Source organism: Vibrio sp. 10N.239.312.D08 (genome assembly GCF_041466145.1).
Lineage (GTDB): Bacteria > Pseudomonadota > Gammaproteobacteria > Enterobacterales > Vibrionaceae > Vibrio > Vibrio crassostreae_C.
The window spans coordinates 100,832-123,212 of record NZ_JBFSSD010000012.1 but is presented as its reverse complement, the minus strand read 5'-3'; the positions used below and the strand labels follow the sequence as shown (position 1 = coordinate 123,212).

The window sequence follows — 22,381 nt, the reverse complement described above, 5'->3', positions numbered from 1 at the left end:
GCTTGTACGGTGGTGTGAGAGGACGGAGGCCGTGAGGCCTCCTCCTACTCGATTTCGATTGATTATATTGATTCATTACATTAAAGGCTTATGAGCAATACCTCGAAATCAAATGAACAATAACTAGAAACCAAATGAGTTGGAAACTAGATATCAGCTCAAGAAACCATGAGACGCTTTGTTGTGCTGAGCCATGTATCAAAAAGATCACTCGCACTTTTTATAAATTCACACAGCTACAGCTAGGCCATTCCACATGTGAAGCATACTCTTTGATGGACTTATTAAGGACAGATAAGAGAATCCATCATGTTAAAAATCAAATATTTGGCGACAGTACTGGGCTGCACATTAGCAGCGCAAAGTCATGCGTCTTTGAACATTCAACCTGATCCGCAAAACCCGAATGGTTACCTTGTTGAAAAGTCGGCTCTACAAGCTGCTGAACAAGCGAAAATATCCGATCCTATGTATGCGATCTGGTCACAGGCCCTTCAAACTCGCCCGAATACAATCGTTGAAGCGATTGAACCCGGTTCCCCCTCGAATCCTGAAAACATAAAGCGTGTAGAGCGCGTGTTCCCTCAATCTGAATGGGACTTCCTCACTCAGATGGCAGCGCCAGAATACACCTACACTCGCTTCTTACGTGCGATCGGTAAATTCCCAGCGTTCTGTGGAGAGTACACCGATGGCCGTGACTCCGATGCCATCTGTAAAAAATCCATCATCACGGCCTTTGCTCACTTTTCACAAGAGACGGGTGGGCACATCGCGATAGGCAACACCTCTGATAATCCATTAGCTCTAGAAGAGTGGCAGCAAGCGCTGGTGCATGTTCGCGAAATGGGTTGGTCTGAAGGCCAAGAAGGTTACACCACAGGTTGTGGTCAGAATGATTGGCAGAATGCCCGTTGGCCATGTGCTGCGGGGCAGGGTTACTTCGGACGTGGTGCTAAACAGCTTTCTTACCATTTTAATTACGGCGCGTTCTCTGAAGTGATGTTCGATGGCGATGCGACGGTGCTTCTCAACAATCCGGGATTAGTGGCGGATTCTTGGTTGAACTTAGCGTCTGCTATCTGGTTCTTTTTAACACCACAAGCGCCTAAACCGGCAATGCTGCATGTAATTGACCGAACATGGACACCATCTCAACGTGAATTGGATGCGGGTATTGGCTATGGCTTTGGTACCACAATCAACGTGATCAATGGTGGTATTGAATGTGGCGAGCAGAACAAAGACAAAGGCCAACCCGTTAACCGTATTCGTTACTGGGAAGGGTTAGCCGCGCACTATGAAATTCCTGTAGAAGCCGATGAAGCCAATACATGTTGGCAGCAAACGCCTTACGGAAGCTTGAATCTCAACGGAGCAACGGATGTGTTGTACACCAACTGGGATGGTAACTGGAAATACTACGCAGACCGCCCTGAAGGGTATTCATTTGAGTGTGAGCTAGTGGGCTTTCAAACTGCTTATTCCGCACTGGTGGCTGGCGATTACGAGAAGTGTGTGACCAACTTTTATGGTTCTCATGCGAGTTGGCCTGAAGTGAAAGTGGTCGATAAGCTGGATCCGGTAGATCCTGGTACTGATCCGGGTGGTAATGGTTGGAGTGCGACCAAGGTTTACAACGCGGGTGACCAAGTGACTCACAACGGTGCAACCTATGAAGCGAAATGGTGGACACAAGGGGATGACCCTGCCAATGGTGGCCCTTGGAAACTAGTAGCGGGCGAGCCAACACCACCGGTAGTGACAGATCCATCGCCTGTTGATCCTGCCCCTGTCGATCCAGAACCAGTAGACCCTGCACCCGTTGAACCACCTGTGACAGAACCGCCAGTGGTTGTCGATCCATCTGAATTTATTACGTGGCAAGCCGGTGTTAGCCAAGTGAGTAATGGCGATAAAGTGACGCATAACGGTAAGTGCTTCGTGGCTAAAAACGGCCCAGGTGTTTGGGAAAGCCCAGTTCAATCGAATTGGTTCTGGGATGAAATCAGCTGTAATTGATAGTCTGAATACTGAAGAGGTGGCCTAAGTTACGAGCTTAGTAGTACGACCATAGCGATATAAATAATCAAAAGCCGAAAGTTTCTACTTTCGGCTTTTTTCCGTTTCGAACTTGGCTATTTAAGCAGGGTGATTGGTCTATTTGGCTATGTTGAAGCGCATTTAAAGACTAATTATCCAGTTAGAGGATAAAGTTCTGTACAAATGATGCTTGTGAATTTATATTCAAATTTAATTTATATTTATTCTCTTATTTTAGGGTTAAGGTGTACCTATGGAACAGACAGATATCACGTCACTCATCCCTATTGTGATTACTTTGGTGTTGTCATTGGCGACAAGGAATGTGGTGATAGGCCTTTTTGCTGGTGTGCTGAGTGGTGTTGCAATGCTGACTGGCATGTTTAGCGAACTTAACCCGCTTGATACGTTTGGTACCATGGTGAAAGGTTACCTAGTCCCTCAACTTACCGACAGCTATAACGCTGGTGTGATCATGCTGTTGGTATTCATCGGTGGTTTTGTCGCATTGATGGAAAAGTCGGGTGGTGGTGTTGCGTTTGCTAAGCGTGTGACTCAGTGGGTAAGCAACAAGTGCCAAGCTCAATTGTCTGCGTGGTTTGGAGGAATCGTGATATTTTTCTCTGACTTAGGTACTCCGTTGATTGTTGGTCCTGTCTTTCGCCCTCTTTTCGATAAACTGAAACTTTCTAGACAGAAGTTGGCATTCATCATCGACTCTACATCATCACCCGTCGCGATCCTTATCCCTTTTATCGGGTGGGGCGTGTATATCATGAGCCTGATTCAAAAAGAGTTCACGGCGTTAAATGTCAACATGTCTGATTGGGATGCGTTCATCGGTGCGATTCCTTTTCAGTTCTACGCATTCCTCGCGATTTTCATCGTTCCGCTCGTGTCCGTTAAAGGTTTAGATTTTGGGCCAATGGCAAAAGCTGAGCGTGATTGCCAGGCGGGAATTAACTCTGGCGTGAATAACGAATCACTAAATCCGTTCTCGCATAAAAATGCAAAGGCATCTTTTGTCTGGGCACCATTGTTAGTGATGCTGGTGGTGTTGTGCGCCATGCTGGTACCACAAGGTTTCCCGTTCCAAAAGGTCGCAGGTTCATCATTTAGAGCGGCGTTATCATCGGCTTATTTCTTTGCGGCGATTACATTAATTTCGTTAATGGCTTACTACGGTGTAAGAAAGTTGTCTGATGGTGTTTCTGTGTACTTAAAAGGCATGGGAAACATGATGCCAGTTGCGATCATCTTGGTATTGGCTTGGGCATTAAGCACCGTTGGTAAAGAGTTGGGTGCGGCAGCTTATATTGCTGAGCAAGCACAGAGCGGCTTTCCATATTGGTTAGTACCTGCGGTCGCGTTTTTATTATCGGCTATCATTTCATTCGCAACGGGATCGTCGTGGGGAACCTTCGCGATAATGATGCCATTGGTTATTCCAACCGCGATTGCGATAGATGCTCCACTACTCGTCGCAATTGGTGCTGTGTTGTCTGGTGGCTTGTTTGGTGATCACTGCTCACCGATCTCTGAGACCACGATTCTTTCTTCAACCGGGGCAGGGTGTGATCAGTTTGAACACTTTAAGACGCAGCTACCTTATGCGTTGATGAACGGCTCTATCGCTTTGGTTAGTTTTGTAGTGGCAGGCTTTACGGGAAGTGCATTGGTTGTGTTAGGCGCTCTTGTTGCTCAGTTGATTGTCGTGACGTTGTTAGCCAAGCGCGATGCGAGTAAAAACGCTTCTTCAGACGTTCAATCTCAAGTGTCTGAGTCTAAAGCTCAACAAGCATAATTTAAGATAACGGGTGAGTGAGTAGATACGGGATGCGAGTAAACGAGTAACGAAAAGCTCGCTCTCTTGTTCTTCATTTCACTTACTCGCATCTAAGCAAACTTCCGTCATTCCCTACAGTGAGGAACGAACGTGATAGGGAATCTCTTTAGTGCGCCAAACGTGCTTATATCGAAGAGGAGATTCCAGATATCTCGTCCCTCGATTCTGGAATGACGCTTCAATCGAGACCTGCTCCTCTTATCCCGCTTACTCGAATCTAAAGACTCTTTTCGTATCTCGCATCTCGTTACTCGCATCTCGTTACTCGCATCTTTTTCATAGCGCGACAGGGAATTTGTTCATTTATAGGTTCTATGAATTAATTAGCGTTGTTATGAAACTAATTTTCCATAAGATCATTTACACAATCTTAGTTTTCGATAACTGGATTACCTAGTTGTACGGTTTATAGATTAAAATTTTCTGATAACTTTTATTGTTTTTTTTTAATCAACCACTTTAATAAGGTAAATTCGCAATGTCGACCAAACTAGCTAACCCAGCGCCACTAGGCTTAATGGGTTTCGGTATGACCACTATTCTTCTTAATATCCACAACGCAGGTTTCTTTCCAATCGATTCAATGATTCTTGCTATGGGTATTTTTTACGGTGGTTTGAGCCAAGTTATCGTGGGCACAATGTGTTTCAAACGTGGTGACACGTTCGGTACAACTGCGTTTACTTCTTACGGCCTATTCTGGTTGTCTTTGGTTGGTTTAATCGTGATGCCTTACATGGGTCTACCTGCAAGCCCTGCAGCATTCATGGGTTGGTACCTACTACTATGGGGCATCTTCACAGGCTTCATGTTCATTGGCTCTCTATGCTACCCAGTGGCGAAGCAAGTAGTATTCGGTTCACTAACTATCTTGTTCTTCCTACTTGCAGCTCGTGATTTCACTGGCAGCGAACTAATCGGCACTATCGCTGGTTTTGAAGGTATCTTCTGTGGCGCTTCAGCTATCTACTTTGCAATGGCACAAGTAATCAACAACGAATACGGCCGCACAGTACTGCCTATCGGTGAGAAGAAAGCGCCTCAAATGGCAACACAAGAAATCGCTGCTTAATACTCTAACTCGGGAACAGTTAGTTTGTTATAAGCCATTTATTGGTTATGAATAAAACAAAAGGGGTTAGCCGAAATAGCTAACCCCTTTTTTATGCGTTATTAATAGCACTATTTGTTAAAGCGATCTATTTGCTAAGGAAAGCTTAAGCTGAAGGTTGCTCTACAGGTTTAGTGTCTGCAGCTTCTGCTTCTGGAGACTTGCCTGTTTTACGCTTGTACTTCTCTTCCCAGTAAGTTGCACCTTTAATGCCTAGTTTTACAGGGTTGAATGTGTACTCAGTTACGCCTTGTTTCTGCTGTTCTTCGTAGTCAGCTAGAGCTTTAAGCGCAGGCTTAGACATGAAGAAGATGATCAGAATACCAACGATGTTTAACCATGCCATCAAGCCAACACCAACATCACCCATTGCCCATGCAAGGTTCGCTGTTTTAACTGTGCCATAGAAAACTGCAGTGATAAGAACAAGCTTAAGTACGAACATCATGCCAGGGATCTTGATGGTACGACGTAGGTAAGCAATATTCGTTTCTGCGATGTAGTAGTAAGCAAGAATCGTTGTAAATGCGAAGAAGAACAGAGCAAATGCGATGAATGGCTTACCAATGCCTGGTAGTGCACTTTCAATAGCAAGCTGTGTAAATACAGGACCATTCGCACCAATGTTTGCTGCTAGGTTCTGAACAAGGAACACACCCTCAGCGCCGCCGTGAACGTTGTAAGCACCAGTGATGATGATCATGAACGCTGTAGCAGAACATACTAGAAGAGTATCGATGTAGATAGAGAATGCTTGTACCAAACCTTGCTGAGCTGGGTGATCAACACTTGCAGCCGCTGCCGCGTGAGGACCAGTACCTTGACCCGCTTCGTTTGAGTAAACACCACGTTTAACACCCCAACCAATTGCAGCACCGAAGCCTGCCATAGGTGTGAATGCATCACCAACAATCATTGCGAAAACCGTTGGCACTTGGCTGATGTTTAGCAGAATGATAACGAACGCGATGATGATGTAAGCCAATGCCATGAAAGGAACAACGATTTGTGTGAAGTTCGCAATACGTTTAACACCACCAAAGATGATGAAAGCAAGGATGATAGCAACAACAGTACCGGTGAAAATTTTAGCGAAACTGAATGTACCGACAGCTGTTTCAATCATATCACCTGATCCAAATGCAGCTTCTACAGCATTACCAATACTGTTTGACTGAACACCTGGAAGCAAAATACCACATGCAAAAATAGTCGCGATAGCGAAGATCCATGCGTACCACTTCTGACCCATTGCTTTTTCAATGTAGTAAGCCGGACCACCACGGAACTGGCCTTCGTCTTCTTCTTTGTAGATTTGCGCTAGCGTAGATTCTGCATAAGCAGTCGCGGCGCCAAAGAAGGCTACAACCCACATCCAGAATACTGCACCTGGGCCACCGAAACCGATAGCGGCAGCAACACCAGCAATGTTACCTGTACCTACACGGCCAGATAGCGAAACGGCTAGAGCTTGGAAAGACGAGATGCCTTTTGATGAGCTTTTACCCGAGAGTAGCAAGCGCCACATTTCAAAGAAGTGACGGATTTGAACAAATCGAGTCATGACGGAGTAGAACAAACCTGCACCTAAACATAGGTAGATAAGTACTGGGCTCCAGATTATTCCATTCAAAAAATCAACGAATGACTGCATGAGTATTTTCCCTGTTAGTTTTGCTTATGATTGTTTTTCGAACAACACAATACTTCACTTGTAACCCAAGTGTTAAATTATTTAACTGCGCATTAGGATTACTGTGACATAAAGCAAGTTATAGAGGGTGTTTGTTAATGCTTAGTGCTAATTCTAGAATCGTTCCATTTAATCTGATATGCAACTAGTTGTGATTTGTTGTGTTTTGAAAAGTGAATAAATAGTGATTAATACAGAAAGGGGATCTTGAGATGCGCATAAGAAACGAAATTGCGCAAAACAGCGGTTAAAGCCGCTTAGCATAAACGGCTGACATATGGATGGTGAGATAAGTAGGTTGGAATATATCACCTACATTGGGTGAGCTAGCAGGTCTAAGAGACTATGGCTTTTGAAGGTTTGATAATTGAGGCTTTAATATCTACCTAGTAAAAGTTGTTAATTTGATGCCTGTTTCAAACAACCACGAACCCTCGCGCCTGTAATTCTTTAGCGAATTCAGACTGAGTATTTGGCTCGCCATGAATCAAATGCACCTCTTTCGGTGGCGTCGCGATGCCTTCTATAAATTGGTAGAGGTCCCCTTTATCAGCATGGGCAGAATAGCCAGACATGCCATGAATTTGAGCATTAACCTCAACGTCTTTGTTATCAATATAAACCTGCATTTCCCCTTGTTGCAGCTCTCGTCCGAGCGTTCCGTGCGCTTGATAGCCAGCTAAAATTACATCGGTTCGTTTATCGGGAAGCAAGGCGGATAAGTAGTTCATTATCCTGCCACCCTGACACATCCCAGAAGCTGCGACCACAATCGCAGGTTCACCTGTCGACTTGAGGCGATTCACGATTTTCTTGTGCATTCTATGTCCATCAACGGTAATGCACTGCTCAAAAGCGAGTGGGTGGCGTTTCAGTTCAAGACGCTGCTTTGCTTCTTGTCCCCACAACTCTTTAAAGCGTCGGTATGAACGTGTCACTTTCTGAGCCATCGGAGAATCGAGAATAATAGGAATATCGCTACTGAGTTGATGCTCAAAGATCAGGTGTTCGATATCAAAAAGCAATTCCTGCGTTCTGCCGATACTAAATGCCGGAATTAGAATAACGCCACCGTCGAGCAGTGAACGATCAATGATTGCTTTGAGACGCTCAGCTCGCGTAGCAATATCATCATGTGTACTGGTGCCATAAGTGGATTCGATAAACAGATAGTCGGCTTGTCGTGGTGGCTTAGGATCGGGCAGTAGTGGTGTGTTACTTGGGCCCAAGTCGCCTGAAAAGACCACCACCTCTTGGTTGGGTAACTTAATCTCGATATAGGCAGAACCTAAGATGTGCCCCGCAGGTTGAAAGCGAGCATACAGAGTATTTGGCCTATCATGATCCTTTCCGTTGTTTTGCTGTTTAGACGTGATTGGAAACCATTCCCCGTAAGGCTTGGGAGCAATTAACGAATGAATCTTTTTGAGTATCAGCTTCGACTGTTTATTGCTGAGTCCTTGCAGCTTTAAGCCATCCTCAATCATTAAAGGGGCAAGTTCAGCGGTGGCTTGCGTGCAATAAATCGGTTGGTTAAACCCACTGGCGAGTAACCAAGGTAATCGGCCAATATGATCAATGTGAGTATGGGTCAGCAGCAGAGCGTTGAGGTGGGACGTTTCAAATTCAATATCAAGAGGGCGTGCATCTTCTCCTTGAAGCTTTTTACCTTGAAGATCTAAACCTTGAAATAAGCCACAATCGATGAGTACCGCTTGGCCTGAATCTCTTAATTCGTGACAAGATCCTGTGACAGTATGTTTGCCACCATGGTGAATCACTTCCATCGTTTACTCCCATTGCTCTATAAGGCAGATAACGCCTGTTTTTATTTTGCGGATAAGCGCCAGCAAGTAAAACAAGAACAATGAGAGTTGCGATCGTTGAGTGTCTTTTTAAGTAACTGAGCGATGACTCAGTGGTTTCGTTGCGAGTTAGTTCGTAGAAGAACGATCTGAATCCAACTCTGTTTTTTGCTGCGCCTCTAAACGAGCCACTTCGGCATCAAGCTCTGCTATTTTCTCTGCCATGAGTGCGTGACAGCGATTGGCCAACTCTCTCGCATCGCTAAGCTTGTATCCGGATACATCGATAGGTTCCAACATCTCGGTGATCACAATGCCATTATTGGCACGATTAAAGTCGATCTTATTGTGCGTGGTGCTAGTACACATCGGGGTGATAGGCACACCTGCTTCAATTGCCATTCGGAAAGCGCCTGTTTTGAATGGCAGTAGTCCACGCCCTTTACTACGGGTTCCTTCCGGGTAAACCCAAACAGACAGATCTCTCTGATGAATCGCTTCCGCCACTTGCTTGATGGTATCGCGTGCTTTGGATTTGTCTTCGCGGTTAATCATGATGTTACCGGTGATCCAATACAGCAGGCCAAAGAAAGGCACGTACAACAAATCGCGTTTGCCCAATGAAACAGTGCGTGGTCTTAGCATTCCTGGATCGGTCACAAAATCCAATATGCTTTGGTGGTTAGAGATGTAGACGCTGTTTTCTGGTGTCGGGGCATTGTCTAGGCCGCGTTGCACCAGTTTTACACCGATGATCTTTTGGAGTTGGTTGAACCAACGACAGAAAACGTACACATGCTTGGGGTTCTTGGGGCTAAACAAGCAGTAAACAAAAGCACATAGAGTGGTGAAAATAATAAACACCGTAGCCAAAATAATACGAAGAACAGCAAGCACAATTCACTCCTTACTCACCGCAGATGGCAGTGATTAAATAGTTTTAGATGCTTGAAGTTTTCACTCTATTTAACCGAATTGCAACAATTAACTGTTATAGGGTTCTGTTTTTAGATCTTTATATAAAACAAGGACTAACAATGGGTGTTTGACACGATTATCGAGCTTACACGTGTTCACCAGTAGCGAGGCATGTTCACCAATACTGTTTATTTGGATCCAACTCTTCTACCCATTCAGGATCTTGACGCGACTCTAAATAGAGTTGTAGGCCGTTATAGGACATGAAAGCTGCAGGGCCGCCGAGGTGCTCGAAATAGTCAAAATACTCATCTTCGAGAGCACAAAGGTGGGCTAAATCTTTAACCTTGTTAGCCAGCGCCCACTGAATGGCAAATACAGGCGCTATTGAGCCTGAAATATTCACCTCTTCGACGTTTGGGTTAAACATTGAATTAGCTTGCTCAAGCAATATCTCTTCTTGTTCAGACTCTTGTTGTAGTACCTCTTCGACGATCTCCGAGCGCTTGGTATTAGAGACATTCTTGTTCAGCTTGGTGATTCGCAGTGCGTAGCTAAACCTTTCTGATGAAACGATGTCGACAAGCTGCGACAACAGCTCTTTGTCTACGCCTGCTGCCTTGGTGAAATAGTCGATACATGAATTGATTGAGGCATAACGAGTACCGTCAAACTCAAAGCCACTGGTTTCGTCGTATACCTCAAGTGGGATGTCATCAACCGACAAAGGCCAGCCTTTATAATCGACGCGTTGTTTGGCGATTTGATACATCTTCCAAGCGCTGCGCCCAAACCCACCGAGCGTCGAACCCGAGAAATCAGAATCAATAAGCTCTTGCTCCGTCCAGTTCTCACCGATGCCAAGGTGCTTAGCGTACTTGTCTATCAGAGTGTGTTTTATCTGATCGCGCACAGACCAAATTGAGGTCAGATTCTTTGAATAGTTAATTCTCGCACACTCATTACAAGCCGGCAGTGCGATCGGTGAATGGCCTATCTTGGCAACTGCCTGCGCTGTCTTAGGAAATTCAACAAGGTTACTGGAAGGTTCACCACAAAACCAACAGGTGTGGCGCAGGTTGAATGGGGTATCTATGTGTGAGTATGTGTTCATTAGTTTTCTATCGGTTTGGTGCTTGAGGCGAGTTAATCATCTTCAAACAATTATCTCTGTTCGCACGTCAGCTTGCACCTTGTTTGTTTTTGTTTTGCTGACGAGACTGATTCGCCTGATGCACTCATTAAGTGGATATTGATATAAAACAGTCACTAACGATAAATATTGCTCGGTGTGGCTGAACATGCATGAGCTGCTAGCAATCGCCTAAGCTCCCCATTACTATTGAGATAGACTCCTTACTCCAATAGCGCATATGTCCTCATCGATTCCTTTTTACGATAAAAATGCTCACACACTTTGCCAGCAGTACAACTCAGTGACGTTCGAGACGGTGCATAAAAGCTGGCAAGCTTATTGGCCTTTAGAGGGCGATAAAGTATTAGATGTCGGTGCTGGGAGCGGTCGTGATGTGCTATGGATGCACAAAGCCGGAGCTGATGTTATTGCGATAGAACCAAGTGCTTCATTACGCGAACAAGGCTCGAAATATACAGGCCCAAGTGTTACCTGGATTGATGATTCACTGCCTTCGCTTAGCCGCACTGAAAACCTCGGAATGCGTTTTGACCTGATATTGGTGAGTGCGGTTTGGATGCACTTAGCCCCGTCTCATCGAGAACGAGCATTTAGAAAGTTGTCTAACTTGCTAGCTCCAAATGGCAAGCTGGTGATCACTCTGCGTCATGGGGAATTTATAGACAGTCGACAAGGCTATGAAGTCTCGGTTGAAGAGCTCGAGCGTTTGTCAAAAAACAGCGCCTTGTTGGTTCGTCATGTCGATGATAGCCAAGACACATTGAACCGCAGTGAAGTGTGGTGGCAAACCGTGGTGATGACATTGCCAGACGATGGCTCCGGTGATTTGAACAAGGTGCGCCACATTATTGTGAATGACAACAAGTCGGCCACATACAAGTTGGCTTTGTTGAGAACATTACTGCGAATTGCTGATGCGCATTCAGGCGCTGTGATTGATCGAACTGATGGAAAAATTTCTCTACCAGTGGGCTTGGTTGCTCTGTATTGGGTTAGGCAGTTTAAGCGACTGATTGATATCGACATAGAAGGCGCTGGGATTCAGCAAAATAGCAACACAACGAAGGGACTTGGGTTTGTAAAAGAGGATGGTTGGAATAAACTCAAACACTTAAGTGCTGATGATCTAGCGATAGGCGCTATGTTTCTCGGCGATGAAGCCAAGGCTCTACAAAAGCTATTTTCACAAACGATCAGTACCATTAAATCAGGACCTGTGACTTTCATTTATCAAGGCTCGAAAGACAACCGACTATTCGATATATACCCACCTCACAAACGACGGAAGAGCCGAGAATCACTGGTCATTGATAGTGAGTTCTTCGAAAGTTTTGGTTATTTTACTCTCGATGAAAGCCTGTGGGAGTGCTTTAGAATCTACCACTCTTGGATTGAACCACTGGTGGTGAATCAATGGGTCATGGAGATGCAGCGTTTCGAGTTGAACCGACAGCGAAGCATTTCACTACAGACTTATCACGACTGCTTGGTATGGATCGATCAAAACCATGATACTCGCGATGTGCGTAAACGTGTCGAGCAACTTAGATCTGATCGTGCCGACATTGTCAGCGTGTGGAGTGGAAAATCATTAAAAAATGAGTATCACGTTGATCACTGTTTGCCTTTCGCTTACTGGCCAAACAACGATAAGTGGAACCTCTTTCCTACTACAAGCAAAGAGAACTTAAGTAAAAGTGATAAAGTTCCTACGGCTGAAAAGCTGCGCTCGTCTAAGTCGAGGATTCTAGAGTGGTGGCAACTCGCTTGGAACGATTCGGCTCATTTTGAACAACAATTCTTTTCAGAAGCCGCGCTTTCGTTACCTAACATCCCTGTGCAGTGTCGAGACTTTGAAGAGGTGTTCGATGCAATGGGCTTGCAGGTACGTGGTGTAAAAAGCAGACTGCTGATTAGTGAGTGGCACTGATCATTAAGTGGGCTAGTTATCCCAAATAACCCTCAACAAACTAATCATCGAGAACATAATGAAATACATCGGAATTGATGGCTGCAAGTCGGGTTGGATCGCTTGGATTGTCTCTGACAATGAGATACCTGCGTTTAAAGTGGTAAACACCCTCGATGAGCTAGCGAGTGATCTTATCGGTTCAACGGCGCTTATCGATATGCCTATTGGTTTTAGTGATGCACAAACTCCAGATCGCTTGTGTGACAAAGCAGCAAGGCGTTTTCTAACCAGCAAACGTGGTTCTTCGGTGTTTCCGGTTCCGTGTCGTGAGGCGGTTTACCAAACCGATTACATTGCGGCGTGCAGTGCCAATGTGGAGCAGCTTGATAAGAAGTTTTCTAAACAGACTTGGGGAATTGTGCCCAAGATTCGCGAGCTTGATGAGCTCATTGAAACTCATCCCAATCTTTCTATCAGGGAATCACATCCTGAAGTGGTGTTTGCAGCATTGAAAGACGAACCGCTGACGTTTTCAAAACGAACGCAAGAAGGCAAAGAGGAACGGCTTTCTATTATTCAGCAGCTATCCCCTCAATGGTGTGACCGCTTGTCGTTGGCCATTTCAAATACCAAACGTAAAGACGCCGCGATAGACGATATTTACGATGCGTTCGTACTTATGTTAGTTGCCTATTACGCTCCGCAATTATCGACCTTACCTGAACTTTCTGATGTTGGTGGAGAAGCTGACAAGGATCAGAACGGACGAGTTCGAGAGATTGTTTACTGGAACAAAACACGCTAACAAAGCGTGCGCTCAACTTGGCTTAATATGCTATTTTCCAACTTATGTTATTTTCCAACTCTGCTACTTTTCACTCTTACTATTTTTGAGTTTTTGATATGAAACGTTTTATTGTCGGCTGTCTGGCCACTGTGCTCAGTGCAGTGAGTTATGCCCAAGTCGCTCCTATATCTCAATGGCAATGCGACATGATGAAAAAGAACAATGTCTTGAGTAGTGGTGCGCCCGTTGGTTGTGAGCGACTATCCAAAGTGGATTTCGATTTCATTAGTTTCAAAGGGGAAACGCAACAGGGCAATATGATCGTGCTTGATGTTATTGCGCCTGCTGTTGAACAAATCTTTTCAGAGCTCAAACAGCGCAATTTTCCTCTTCATTCCGCTCGCCTAATGCGTGAATTCAGAGGTGACGATAACGCCTCAATGGACGCGAACAACAGCAGTGCGTTTAACGCTCGTCCTATTACAGGCGGAGGTGGTTGGTCGAAGCATGCTTATGGTGTGGCAATCGATATCAACCCAGTTCAAAACCCTTTCTTAGAGTTCGATAGCAACGGAAAAATCACGGTAAAACCTTCACAATCTGCGACAAGTTATGTGAACCGTACTCGCTTTCGTGCGCGTGATGAAATAGAACGCCGCGGCATGGTAGAAGATGTGGTGGAGCTGTTTGCCCATCACGGATTTATGATCTGGGGAGGGGACTGGAACTCCCCAATCGATACTCAGCATTTTGAGGTTGGATCAAGAATGTTCGTTAACCAACTGCTCTCTAAACCACAACCTGAAGCCAAGGTGTTATTTGAGCGCTACGTCGAATCTTATCGACAGTGCTATCTCAAAAATAAAGGTGAGGACGCAGAAAAAGCTCGAGCTGTCTGCGCAAAGAAAACAGTTGAGACTTTTTAGTGCTATGTTTATCTAGAACCGTTTGTGTTTTAGCAAGTTAAACTCGCTTCAGGTGTGTTTTGAGTCGCTAAGGTCAGCGCTCGTCGTTGGCCTTTTTTGTATTCATTTCTTCAATAGAACACTGAGCATTGAAAAGGTTATTGGGTATCCATTAGTCAATAATCGATAAGCGAATGCAGCGCAAAGTCATCGGTTTGTCATTTAAAAACTCATAGCGTTAACGTTATGTGAGAACCATTGCTGGTGGGGGAACTCTTCGCGCAAACGCCAGTATTATTAGTGAACTGATCACAACGGACCAACTAATGAAAAAGATACCTTTGGCTCTAACTCTTTTAAGCACTCTACTTTTTTCACAATACACTTTGGCTACTGACACTTCACCTACCACTCAAAATCCCACTTACGAACTCGATGGTAAGTCGGTATTAGGTCGCACTGAGAACGTGTACCTATCTAGCGTTCAAGGGCTAAAAGACGTTCCTTTCATTGGTAAAATTGATACCGGTGCGGAAACCACTTCTATGCATGCTGAAGACATTCATGTGAAGAGCTCTAATCCCGATTACCAAAATCTCAAAGACCAAGAGTTGATGGCGGCGTTAACCGAAGACCTGTTGAACAATTCCGATGTTGATTACGATGATTGGGATGGCAGTACCTTTGCGAAATATGAGGCTGTGGTGTCTTTTAAGGTTCAAAACCCGCGGACGGGAGACATGGTATTAATCGAAGCGCCTTTAGAGCGTGTCAGCATGATACGCAGCCGCACCAGCAGCACGCCTTTGCTTCGCCCTACCGTAAAAATGTCGCTCACCATTGCAGACCAAGAGCTAAAAACCGACGTTAACCTGACCGACAGAAGCCACTTCTCTGCGCCAGTGCTGATTGGTAAAACCTTCCTTGCGGATAACGCGCTAGTGTTCGCAGGCTATGACTACTTGCAAGAGCAGGAAAAAGCGACAGTGGTAGGTCGAAAAGAGGTGGTGTCTATTTCAGGAATGGCGATGAATGCGACCTTCTCTTTAAAGAATCGATACAGTATTTTGCATTCAAAAAATATCGATGTAGACAAGAAAAACAATGAAGTCACGTTTGATATGGTCGATAACGACGGTAAGCAAAAAGAAATGACACTGCCATTAGTTCGTATGTTGAGCGTGAGTGGTAAGAAGAGACCTTTGGTGTATGTACCTGTTCAACTCGATGAAAACATCACTAAAGATGTTCTAGTGTACTTACGTGACCGTTCAAGTAGTGAGTCACAGTTGAGGTTTGGAACCAGCACCGCTAGCGAACTTTTCATGATTGATACCAACGCTGAAAATATTCTTTCTGAAGGTTCTGAGAATTTCAGCGAGGTCGCGAAGAAGACTGAGCCACTGATTATCTCACCGGAAGAAGATATCACATTAGATGGTTTCCCTATGAAGGCTGTTGCTTCATTTACTGTCAACACGCCTTTGTTGAAGGTCGACAGTTTTGAAATGACAGGTAAAGGCAAAGATGCCTCCGTTGAATTTTATCTTACGGATGTAAACGGTGAGAAGCAGAAGGTGACCAAGCCAATTATTAAGAAGCTTAAAGTCGGTGATGATACTCGTCCGGTAGTGAGTGGTGAGTTTGCGGTCTCTGGAAACGTTCGTACGCAAGAGTTTGCTATCGATGTGCTTAACAGTAATGAGAAAGAAGCGTACTTTATTTTAGGCAAGAAGATGGCAAAAGACGGTGTGTATGTGAACACTCGCTCTGACTATCTTTTGAAAGCTGAGCCTTTGTTTAAAGTTGGGCACATTGAAGTGGTTGAAGTGAACGGCATGAAGTTCCCGGCCAAGCTCGACACTGGTGCGGATGTAAGCTCAATGAACGCAGTCAACATCAAACGATTTAAGAAAGATGGCCAAGACATGGTGAGCTTTACCTATCAAAACAACCAAGGCGATAAGCAAGATTTCACCAAGCCAGTGATTGATGTAATGCGTATCAAAGCCAAGAAAGGCGAGAAGGTGAACATTCGCCCCGTAGTAGAAATGAAGGTTAAGTTGGGTGACTTAGAGAAAGAGGTGAGGGTAAACCTTCAAGATCGCTCTCGCTTCGAATACAGCATGATCCTAGGTAAGAACTTCTTGAAGCACGGCGCAGTAGTGAGCAGCGATGAAGATTACTTGTTAGGTGATATGGAGTAACCCCTAAACTTATCTAAGTTCGTAGCAGAACAGATCTAAACAGCCACACATTTCATTGATGGGATGTGTGGCTTTTTGTTGATTGTTAATTGTTGCCGTGACAATATTTCAAGTAATCGTTTGTTTTTACTCAAGAGACAGATCGACTAGACTACAATGAAGTGGAATTCACTTTAATTTTTAAAACATCGTATTCGGCAGGCGAGTAAATCGTGCTGTCGGATCGAGAGAGAGAGCATGTCAAAAGCAGAAAAATCTTCGCGTAAGCTTAGTTTAATTATTATTTCGGTTATTTTAGTAGTGTGGCTTTACAGTTTGTGGGCCGACCGCGTCACACCAATGACGGGGATCGCCCGTGTTCACTCTTATATTGTGCGTATTGCTCCTGAAGTTTCTGGCAATATCACGTCTGTGCAAACTGAAAATAATCAGGTCGTTGAAACGAACCAAGTGTTGTTTGAAATTGATGCTCGAAACTATCAGATCAGTTTGCGTTCCGCTGAAGCGAATCTTGCTCAAGTAGGCCAAAATATTGGCGCAAGCACAGCGGCGGTTAACGTTGCACAAGCGAAAGTGACCGAGGCGGTTGCGGCTCGGGATAATTCTCGAGAGCAAGCGAGTCGAGTGAGTGAACTCGCCAGTAAAGGGCTGGTTAGCCGCTCTGAATTAGACAACGCCATAGAGAATCGTGATCGTGCTGAAGCGTCATTGAAAGCCGCAGAAGCCTCTTTGGTTCAGGCAAAACAAGCGTTAGGGCCAGAAGGGAGTGATAATCCACAAGTGTTGGCGGCGATTGCAGCCCTTGAGCAGGCTCAGCTCAACTTACAGAAAACCCAAGTGATGGCTCCTTCTCATGGCGTGGTGAGTAACCTACAACTGACGGTAGGCCAGCGAGCAACCGCAGGCTCACCTGTTTTGACCTTTGTTGATCCGCGAGAGGTGTGGATATCTGCGTTATACAGAGAAAACTCGCTAGAGCATATACAAGTCGGGCAAAGAGTTGAGATCGTATTGGATGCGTTACCGGGGCGAGTGCTATACGGCACGGTTGATAGCATTGGTTGGGGAACGGGTGGCAGCAATAGCACTGACCAAGAGACTGGCTTTTTAAATTCAGACACCAATTCTATTGCCGCGCAGCGCTACCCAGTCAATATTGTGTTTGATCATGGTGAGGTTCCAAGCAACATTCGTTTTGGTTCACAAGCCACAGTGGCTGTCATGACAGAGCAAAGTACCCCAGGTGAGTGGCTTGCTCAGCTTTGGATGAGAATTCTAAGCGTGTGGACTTATGTTTCATAGCTCAGCTAACTCCATTATTCGATTGGTGTTACTGCCGCTTTCGCTATTGTTCTACCATCAACAAAGTGGGCAGATGCTCGCTGTTTTGTCGCCCATATTTGTTGTGATGTTCATGACATTGATGCCATCCAAACCACCGATTAATTTAATATTAAAGGTGATTGTTGCATTAATCTTAATCAGCTTTGGTGTGGTGTTTTTTGGTAGTGTATTGGTCGATTCGCCAACCGGTTTTGTCCTCTATTGCTGGCTATTGCTGTTCTGGAGTTATCAGCGTAGCCATCAGAATACAAAAGATATCATCGCGACACTGACCATTATCGTGGTCATCGTGATGGTGGTGGTCAACAAGCAGATGCATCTCCCAATGGCGGGATTGCCCCTATTGTTCTTTGAAAAGCTGGTGATAGCTTTGATCGTCACTTACTTGGGGTTCTGGTTGTTCCCGGGGGATGAAGTGAATGTCCTTCCGACTGCGGCCGTTTCCGATGCGCCCACTACTGGTGACTATATCATGGTTGCATTTAAAGCGACCGCGGTTGTGGTTGTGCTGGCGATTTTGGTAGGAAATTCGGTGTCACAAACGATGTTGATTGCGATTACGCTTGGCAGTATGTTGAAAAGCCCATCGAATCACGACCACCGTACATTCAGCCGAAACAAGCTTGTCACCACTGGCGTTGGCATTCTGTTTACGTTACCTGTGATGATCATGATGGTGTCAGGCGCTCCAATCTTGGTTATTTATGGCGTGAGTTTGGTGTGTGGTTTGCAACTTGCGTGTTTTGCTATCAGGCGGCAGGCGAATCTGACGATTTATCAGCTCTTGTTTACTAATTTTACGACCTTGGCTTATCAGATCATCAGCCACCCAGGATCTGCGTCCCTCTCGGCACAAATGACACGTCTATTTGCCATTGTTTGTGCAGTCATGGTTGGCGCAGTGGTACTGGGCTTTCTCAGCAGTAATACTAATCATAGTCATACCGATCACAGTAAGTGATTAATATTTATAAGTAATAATAAGGGGATAGCTCTGCCGAGTTATCCCCTTTTCACAATATGGGTTAACGACTCAAAATGCCATCAGTAAAGAGCCATTTGATGAAGTGACGTGTTACTTCAATAGTCTGACTAACAAAGCGCCCGGTTCACGCATCGGATCTTGATTGACACTGAGTACATAGCCATCAGCAGGGGCGTAATAACGTTGTTTTTCAGAACCAAAACTATCATATTGAATTGAAATCAATTGTTTTGATTGTACTGATTCACTGACCTTAACTTGAGGGAGAGCGAAACCACCGACATTGGCTCTAATGGTCACCGTTTCTTTGCCTTCAAAGCAGGCATAGTGAGGCTGATCTATCTTTGTAGAGATGATATTTTCCGAGTGCAGGATATTCATCACGCCATTCACTGAACGCTCAATGAGGTCGGGTTGTAAAACCTTTCCAGAACCAACCTCGACGGTGATAGCGGGCGTACCACTTTTATTGAGCTGCGTTTCTAAAACGCCATCATCACCTGGATCATCAAAAATACAGTCAGGATTGATCAATCGAGCCATTTTGATTGCTGCGGGGATTCGATAATCGGCAAAGACATACAAAGGATACTCTGCTCCGCGAGTTTGGGTATGCAGATCGATAGCAAGATCCGCATTATGGCTGAGTAGGTTCTGCCAAATTGAATGTGTAAAACGTTGTGAGGCATCACCGTTCGGGTTTCCAGGGAATATACGGTTAAGGTTTGCTGGGGATGCATCCGGATCCGATGAAATAAAATCTCGGCTGTGCATCAACATACCTGACACATTAATCATCGGAATAATGATGACTGTGCCGTGTATCTCCTCGTTTACGAGCTTTTGAATGACCTTCTGTGCGGTAATAACTCCATTTAATTCATCACCATGAACGCCTGCCGTTACCATTATTTTGCGAGCATTTTGACTTTGCTCACCGCGATAGACGACCACAGGTAAATGATGATTTTGACCAACACCGTTAGTTTGTGCCTCAAACCAGAAACGATGGCATCCCATCGGTAAGTCATCAACATTGAGTTGAGATATTACAGGGTGTCCATTTAGAACATCATTGGTATAAGTAGTTTTTCTCACACTAGTTTCCTTTGTCTCTGGTTCACAATCTATTCTGAGTCTGTGTTGGATGATTGTTATTGAAAGCTGTGATTAAAAATGGGCAGTAAACTGCCCATTGAGATACACGTAAATATTGAAAGGCGCTGTTATGCAAAACCCAGCAGGTGAGCCGCAACAATAATAACGCTCGACAAGCAGAATAGCAGCACGATAAAGCGCCAGCAGAATTTTGCCCAATCACCCCAGTCAATGCGGCATACACCTAGTGTTGCCATCAAAGAAGCTGATGTTGGGACGATGATATTGGTAAAGCCATCACCTAGCTGGAATGCTAAAACCGCGACTTGACGAGTCACACCTGCTAAATCGGCGAGTGGCGCCATTAATGGCATCGTTAGAGCTGCCTGCCCTGATCCTGACGTTACAAAGAAGTTGAAAATAGCTTGGAAGGCGAACATCAGCCAAGCAGCCATCGCTTCTGGCAATGCACTAATCACACCGCCCGCACTGCTTAAGATTGAATTCAGTACGCTTGGCTCGGTTGCATCGCTGCCGCCGCCTAAAATCAGCAAGATACCTTTAGCACTACCCACAAGAATAGCGGGCGCTAGCATCACACTTGCGCCTTCCTTAAATGAATCGGCCATGTCGTTGATGGTCATATCATTTAATCGGAAAATAACACCGATTAAGCCAGCAACAAATCCCATAGTGAAAAACTGAGAGGCAATTTCAGGAATGTACCATGCGTGAACCACTACACCCCAAATAACCCAGGTCATGCTCGCTATCACGGTGAGAATCACCAACGTATCGCCGATATTCCAACGTGATTGAGTCAAGTCTCCTTGTTGCTTCTTGAAGTAAACATCACCAGCTTTACTGTAAGATTTCGAAGGGTCTTTCTTTACCGAATTCGCATACCACATCGTAAAAGCGATGCCGAGCGCGGTGAAGAAAACCCATAGAGCGATACGCACCGATGCCCCAGATAAGACAGGTACACCAGCAATGCCTTGGGCAACAGCAACAGAAAATGGGTTCATCCAAGAAGCAGCAAAACCAATCTGAGTCGCTACGTACGTCACCATTACCGTAGTAATACCATCATAGCCAATACGTACCATTAGCGGCGCGATAATAATGGCAAAGGCGACGGCTTCTTCACCCATACCAAATACAGCCCCACCGAGCGAGAACAGTGCAAATAATACTGGAATGAAAAGCGATTGACTGCCCTTGGTTTTGTCTATGAGACGCAAGATACCGTTATCAATAGTACCTGTGCGCATCACAATGCCGAAAGCACCGCCAATCACAAGCATAAACATGATAACGCCGATTGCTGAACCCCACTTAGATCCAGACACTAAACCTTCAAATACGAAGTTCATTAAGCCGATATCACCACCGCTGGCGAATAGTCCGACAGTATTGTAAATCGGGTTGCCTTGGGGGTCGGTGTGATAGGCAAATGAAGCTGGATCTAGAACGGTACGAGTTTTCTCTGCACCATCAGAAACATAGCTGATGTCTTGTGTTTCAAACATGCCTGCAGGTATGACATATGTCATTGCAGTCGCAAGCAACGCGATAAAGAAAATTAGCACCAGAGTATCTGGCATTTTCCATGTCTTATTTTGGATGGTATCCGATGTTGTGGTTGTCGTGCTCATTGTCAGTTTTTAGCTATAATTAAGATTGGCATAAAATATCACTAATTAAGCATATAATGTCAATTTTAAGTTGGTTTTTGGCTTGTTTGGTGGTGTTATGTTCTTGTTTTTGCGTGGCATGATGGTTTTTATTTTTAACTTGTTATTGCCTGGTTTTATTTAGAGGTAAAAAGTCCTAGCTCAGGTGCTTTTTAAGCAGTGCGGTAAGTTTCATAGAGCGACTCTGGATATATAAAAAACTATACCTTATGAGACTGTATCTAAGGTTGTCTCAAAAGCATTGACTTAGAGTTTTGATACATGCAATCCTGTAAGTGTTAAGAGGTTTTGAGACACTAGGAGTAAGCATGGCGAACGTAGGTTACATTCGAGTTAGTACAGCAGAGCAGTCCACCAGCAGACAGTTAGCAGATGTGAAACTGGATAAGGTGTTCGAGGAAAAGGTATCAGCTAAGACAGTAGACAGACCGCAGTTACAGGCATGCTTGGATTATGTCAGGGATGGAGATGTACTACATGTTCACAGTCTAGACCGTATCTGTCGTAGCGGTGCAGGTGATGCTGTTGGGCTGGTGGAGCAGATGAATAAGAAAGGTGTCTCGGTTCAATTCCATAAAGAGGGTATGAGATTCGATGGTGCTATGAGTGCAGCACAGAAAGGCGTACTGGGAATACTGGCTGCCGTTGCTCAAATGGAACGTGAGCTAATCAAAGAGCGTCAAGCGGAAGGCATAGCAGCAGCCAAGGCAGCAGGTAAACACATCGGCAGACCGAAAGCGCAAGTCACTAGGGATGATGTCCAGAAGCTATTAGATAACGGTGTACCAAAAGCTAAAGCAGCCAAGGAGTTAGGAATAGGCAGGGCAACATTGTATAGGTTACTTGGTGCGCAGTAGGCGGTATAATAGGAAGC

General features: G+C 44.9%; 16 protein-coding genes. 10 read left to right on the top strand and 6 right to left on the bottom strand.

Annotation, left to right across the window (positions count from 1 at the left end):
• The first annotated feature begins 309 nt into the window (after window positions 1-309).
• The 3 genes from AB6D58_RS09105 (at window position 310) to AB6D58_RS09095 (ending at window position 4,961) form a co-directional block, all read left to right on the top strand.
• Window positions 310-2,022 (top strand): glycoside hydrolase family 19 protein, encoded by a 1,713-nt coding sequence (locus tag AB6D58_RS09105; protein WP_372157061.1) that lies wholly within the window; start codon window positions 310-312, stop codon window positions 2,020-2,022.
• Between the two features lie 274 nt (window positions 2,023-2,296).
• Window positions 2,297-3,847, top strand: coding sequence for a Na+/H+ antiporter NhaC family protein (locus tag AB6D58_RS09100; protein WP_372157059.1), 1,551 nt, complete (start codon window positions 2,297-2,299; stop codon window positions 3,845-3,847).
• Window positions 3,848-4,367: 520 nt separating this feature from the next.
• Entirely contained in the window at window positions 4,368-4,961 is a 594-nt protein-coding gene (locus AB6D58_RS09095; protein ID WP_010440610.1) for an acetate uptake transporter, read from the top strand.
• A 145-nt stretch (window positions 4,962-5,106) separates the two neighbouring features.
• On the opposite strand, the gene AB6D58_RS09090 is transcribed toward AB6D58_RS09095, so the two are convergent.
• From AB6D58_RS09090 to AB6D58_RS09075, 4 genes are all read right to left on the bottom strand, one after another.
• Window positions 5,107-6,654: a sodium:alanine symporter family protein gene (locus AB6D58_RS09090; protein ID WP_017065919.1), complete on the bottom strand. Its 1,548-nt coding sequence runs from the start codon at window positions 6,652-6,654 to the stop codon at window positions 5,107-5,109.
• 455 nt (window positions 6,655-7,109) lie between these two features.
• Entirely contained in the window at window positions 7,110-8,480 is a 1,371-nt protein-coding gene (locus AB6D58_RS09085; RefSeq protein WP_372157057.1) for an MBL fold metallo-hydrolase, read from the bottom strand.
• 147 nt (window positions 8,481-8,627) lie between these two features.
• Window positions 8,628-9,395: a 1-acylglycerol-3-phosphate O-acyltransferase gene (locus tag AB6D58_RS09080; RefSeq protein ID WP_065584647.1), complete on the bottom strand. Its 768-nt coding sequence runs from the start codon at window positions 9,393-9,395 to the stop codon at window positions 8,628-8,630.
• 196 nt (window positions 9,396-9,591) lie between these two features.
• The gene (locus tag AB6D58_RS09075) at window positions 9,592-10,530 is read right to left on the bottom strand and encodes a hypothetical protein (protein WP_136974081.1); all 939 of its coding nucleotides are present in this window, start codon (window positions 10,528-10,530) and stop codon (window positions 9,592-9,594) included.
• Window positions 10,531-10,789: 259 nt separating this feature from the next.
• Here AB6D58_RS09075 and AB6D58_RS09070 point away from each other — a divergent pair, with 259 nt between their 5' ends.
• The 6 genes from AB6D58_RS09070 to AB6D58_RS09045 all read left to right on the top strand — a co-directional run bounded on the left by AB6D58_RS09070 (window position 10,790) and on the right by AB6D58_RS09045 (window position 18,688).
• Window positions 10,790-12,502 carry a class I SAM-dependent methyltransferase gene (locus tag AB6D58_RS09070; protein WP_372157055.1) on the top strand — a complete coding sequence of 571 codons (1,713 nt, stop codon included), beginning with the start codon at window positions 10,790-10,792 and terminating at the stop codon, window positions 12,500-12,502.
• A gap of 58 nt (window positions 12,503-12,560) precedes the next feature.
• Window positions 12,561-13,289 (top strand): DUF429 domain-containing protein, encoded by a 729-nt coding sequence (locus AB6D58_RS09065; protein WP_017062812.1) that lies wholly within the window; start codon window positions 12,561-12,563, stop codon window positions 13,287-13,289.
• Window positions 13,290-13,387: 98 nt separating this feature from the next.
• On the top strand, window positions 13,388-14,197 hold the full coding sequence (locus AB6D58_RS09060; RefSeq protein WP_372157053.1) for a M15 family metallopeptidase: 810 nt from the start codon (window positions 13,388-13,390) through the stop codon (window positions 14,195-14,197).
• A 305-nt stretch (window positions 14,198-14,502) separates the two neighbouring features.
• Complete coding sequence (locus tag AB6D58_RS09055; protein WP_372157051.1) at window positions 14,503-16,383, top strand: ATP-dependent zinc protease; 1,881 nt, start codon at window positions 14,503-14,505, stop codon at window positions 16,381-16,383.
• A gap of 237 nt (window positions 16,384-16,620) precedes the next feature.
• Window positions 16,621-17,685: an HlyD family secretion protein gene (locus tag AB6D58_RS09050; protein ID WP_017059741.1), complete on the top strand. Its 1,065-nt coding sequence runs from the start codon at window positions 16,621-16,623 to the stop codon at window positions 17,683-17,685.
• On the top strand, window positions 17,675-18,688 hold the full coding sequence (locus AB6D58_RS09045) for a DUF2955 domain-containing protein (RefSeq protein ID WP_017059742.1): 1,014 nt from the start codon (window positions 17,675-17,677) through the stop codon (window positions 18,686-18,688). The genes AB6D58_RS09050 and AB6D58_RS09045 overlap by 11 nt, the downstream gene beginning before the upstream one ends.
• A 114-nt stretch (window positions 18,689-18,802) precedes the next feature.
• Here the strand turns inward: AB6D58_RS09045 and AB6D58_RS09040 are convergent, their stop codons facing one another.
• Window positions 18,803-19,810, bottom strand: coding sequence for a succinylglutamate desuccinylase/aspartoacylase family protein (locus AB6D58_RS09040; RefSeq protein WP_017059743.1), 1,008 nt, complete (start codon window positions 19,808-19,810; stop codon window positions 18,803-18,805).
• 128 nt (window positions 19,811-19,938) lie between these two features.
• Window positions 19,939-21,417: a putative basic amino acid antiporter YfcC gene (yfcC, locus tag AB6D58_RS09035; protein WP_017059744.1), complete on the bottom strand. Its 1,479-nt coding sequence runs from the start codon at window positions 21,415-21,417 to the stop codon at window positions 19,939-19,941.
• Window positions 21,418-21,815: 398 nt separating this feature from the next.
• On the opposite strand from yfcC, the gene AB6D58_RS09030 reads away from it, so the two are divergent.
• Window positions 21,816-22,364 carry a recombinase family protein gene (locus AB6D58_RS09030; protein ID WP_372157049.1) on the top strand — a complete coding sequence of 183 codons (549 nt, stop codon included), beginning with the start codon at window positions 21,816-21,818 and terminating at the stop codon, window positions 22,362-22,364.
• Window positions 22,365-22,381 lie beyond the last annotated feature (17 nt).

What these genes read in the sequence shown, in the direction of transcription:
- AB6D58_RS09105 (WP_372157061.1), top strand. Translation starts at nt 310, where the DNA reads ATGTTAAAAATCAAATATTTGGCGACAGTACTGGGCTGCACATTAGCA.
- AB6D58_RS09100 (WP_372157059.1), top strand. Translation starts at nt 2,297, where the DNA reads ATGGAACAGACAGATATCACGTCACTCATCCCTATTGTGATTACTTTG.
- AB6D58_RS09095 (WP_010440610.1), top strand. Translation starts at nt 4,368, where the DNA reads ATGTCGACCAAACTAGCTAACCCAGCGCCACTAGGCTTAATGGGTTTC.
- AB6D58_RS09090 (WP_017065919.1), bottom strand. Translation starts at nt 6,654, where the DNA reads ATGCAGTCATTCGTTGATTTTTTGAATGGAATAATCTGGAGCCCAGTA.
- AB6D58_RS09085 (WP_372157057.1), bottom strand. Translation starts at nt 8,480, where the DNA reads ATGGAAGTGATTCACCATGGTGGCAAACATACTGTCACAGGATCTTGT.
- AB6D58_RS09075 (WP_136974081.1), bottom strand. Translation starts at nt 10,530, where the DNA reads ATGAACACATACTCACACATAGATACCCCATTCAACCTGCGCCACACC.
- AB6D58_RS09070 (WP_372157055.1), top strand. Translation starts at nt 10,790, where the DNA reads ATGTCCTCATCGATTCCTTTTTACGATAAAAATGCTCACACACTTTGC.
- AB6D58_RS09065 (WP_017062812.1), top strand. Translation starts at nt 12,561, where the DNA reads ATGAAATACATCGGAATTGATGGCTGCAAGTCGGGTTGGATCGCTTGG.
- AB6D58_RS09060 (WP_372157053.1), top strand. Translation starts at nt 13,388, where the DNA reads ATGAAACGTTTTATTGTCGGCTGTCTGGCCACTGTGCTCAGTGCAGTG.
- AB6D58_RS09055 (WP_372157051.1), top strand. Translation starts at nt 14,503, where the DNA reads ATGAAAAAGATACCTTTGGCTCTAACTCTTTTAAGCACTCTACTTTTT.
- AB6D58_RS09050 (WP_017059741.1), top strand. Translation starts at nt 16,621, where the DNA reads ATGTCAAAAGCAGAAAAATCTTCGCGTAAGCTTAGTTTAATTATTATT.
- AB6D58_RS09045 (WP_017059742.1), top strand. Translation starts at nt 17,675, where the DNA reads ATGTTTCATAGCTCAGCTAACTCCATTATTCGATTGGTGTTACTGCCG.
- yfcC (WP_017059744.1), bottom strand. Translation starts at nt 21,417, where the DNA reads ATGCCAGATACTCTGGTGCTAATTTTCTTTATCGCGTTGCTTGCGACT.
- AB6D58_RS09030 (WP_372157049.1), top strand. Translation starts at nt 21,816, where the DNA reads ATGGCGAACGTAGGTTACATTCGAGTTAGTACAGCAGAGCAGTCCACC.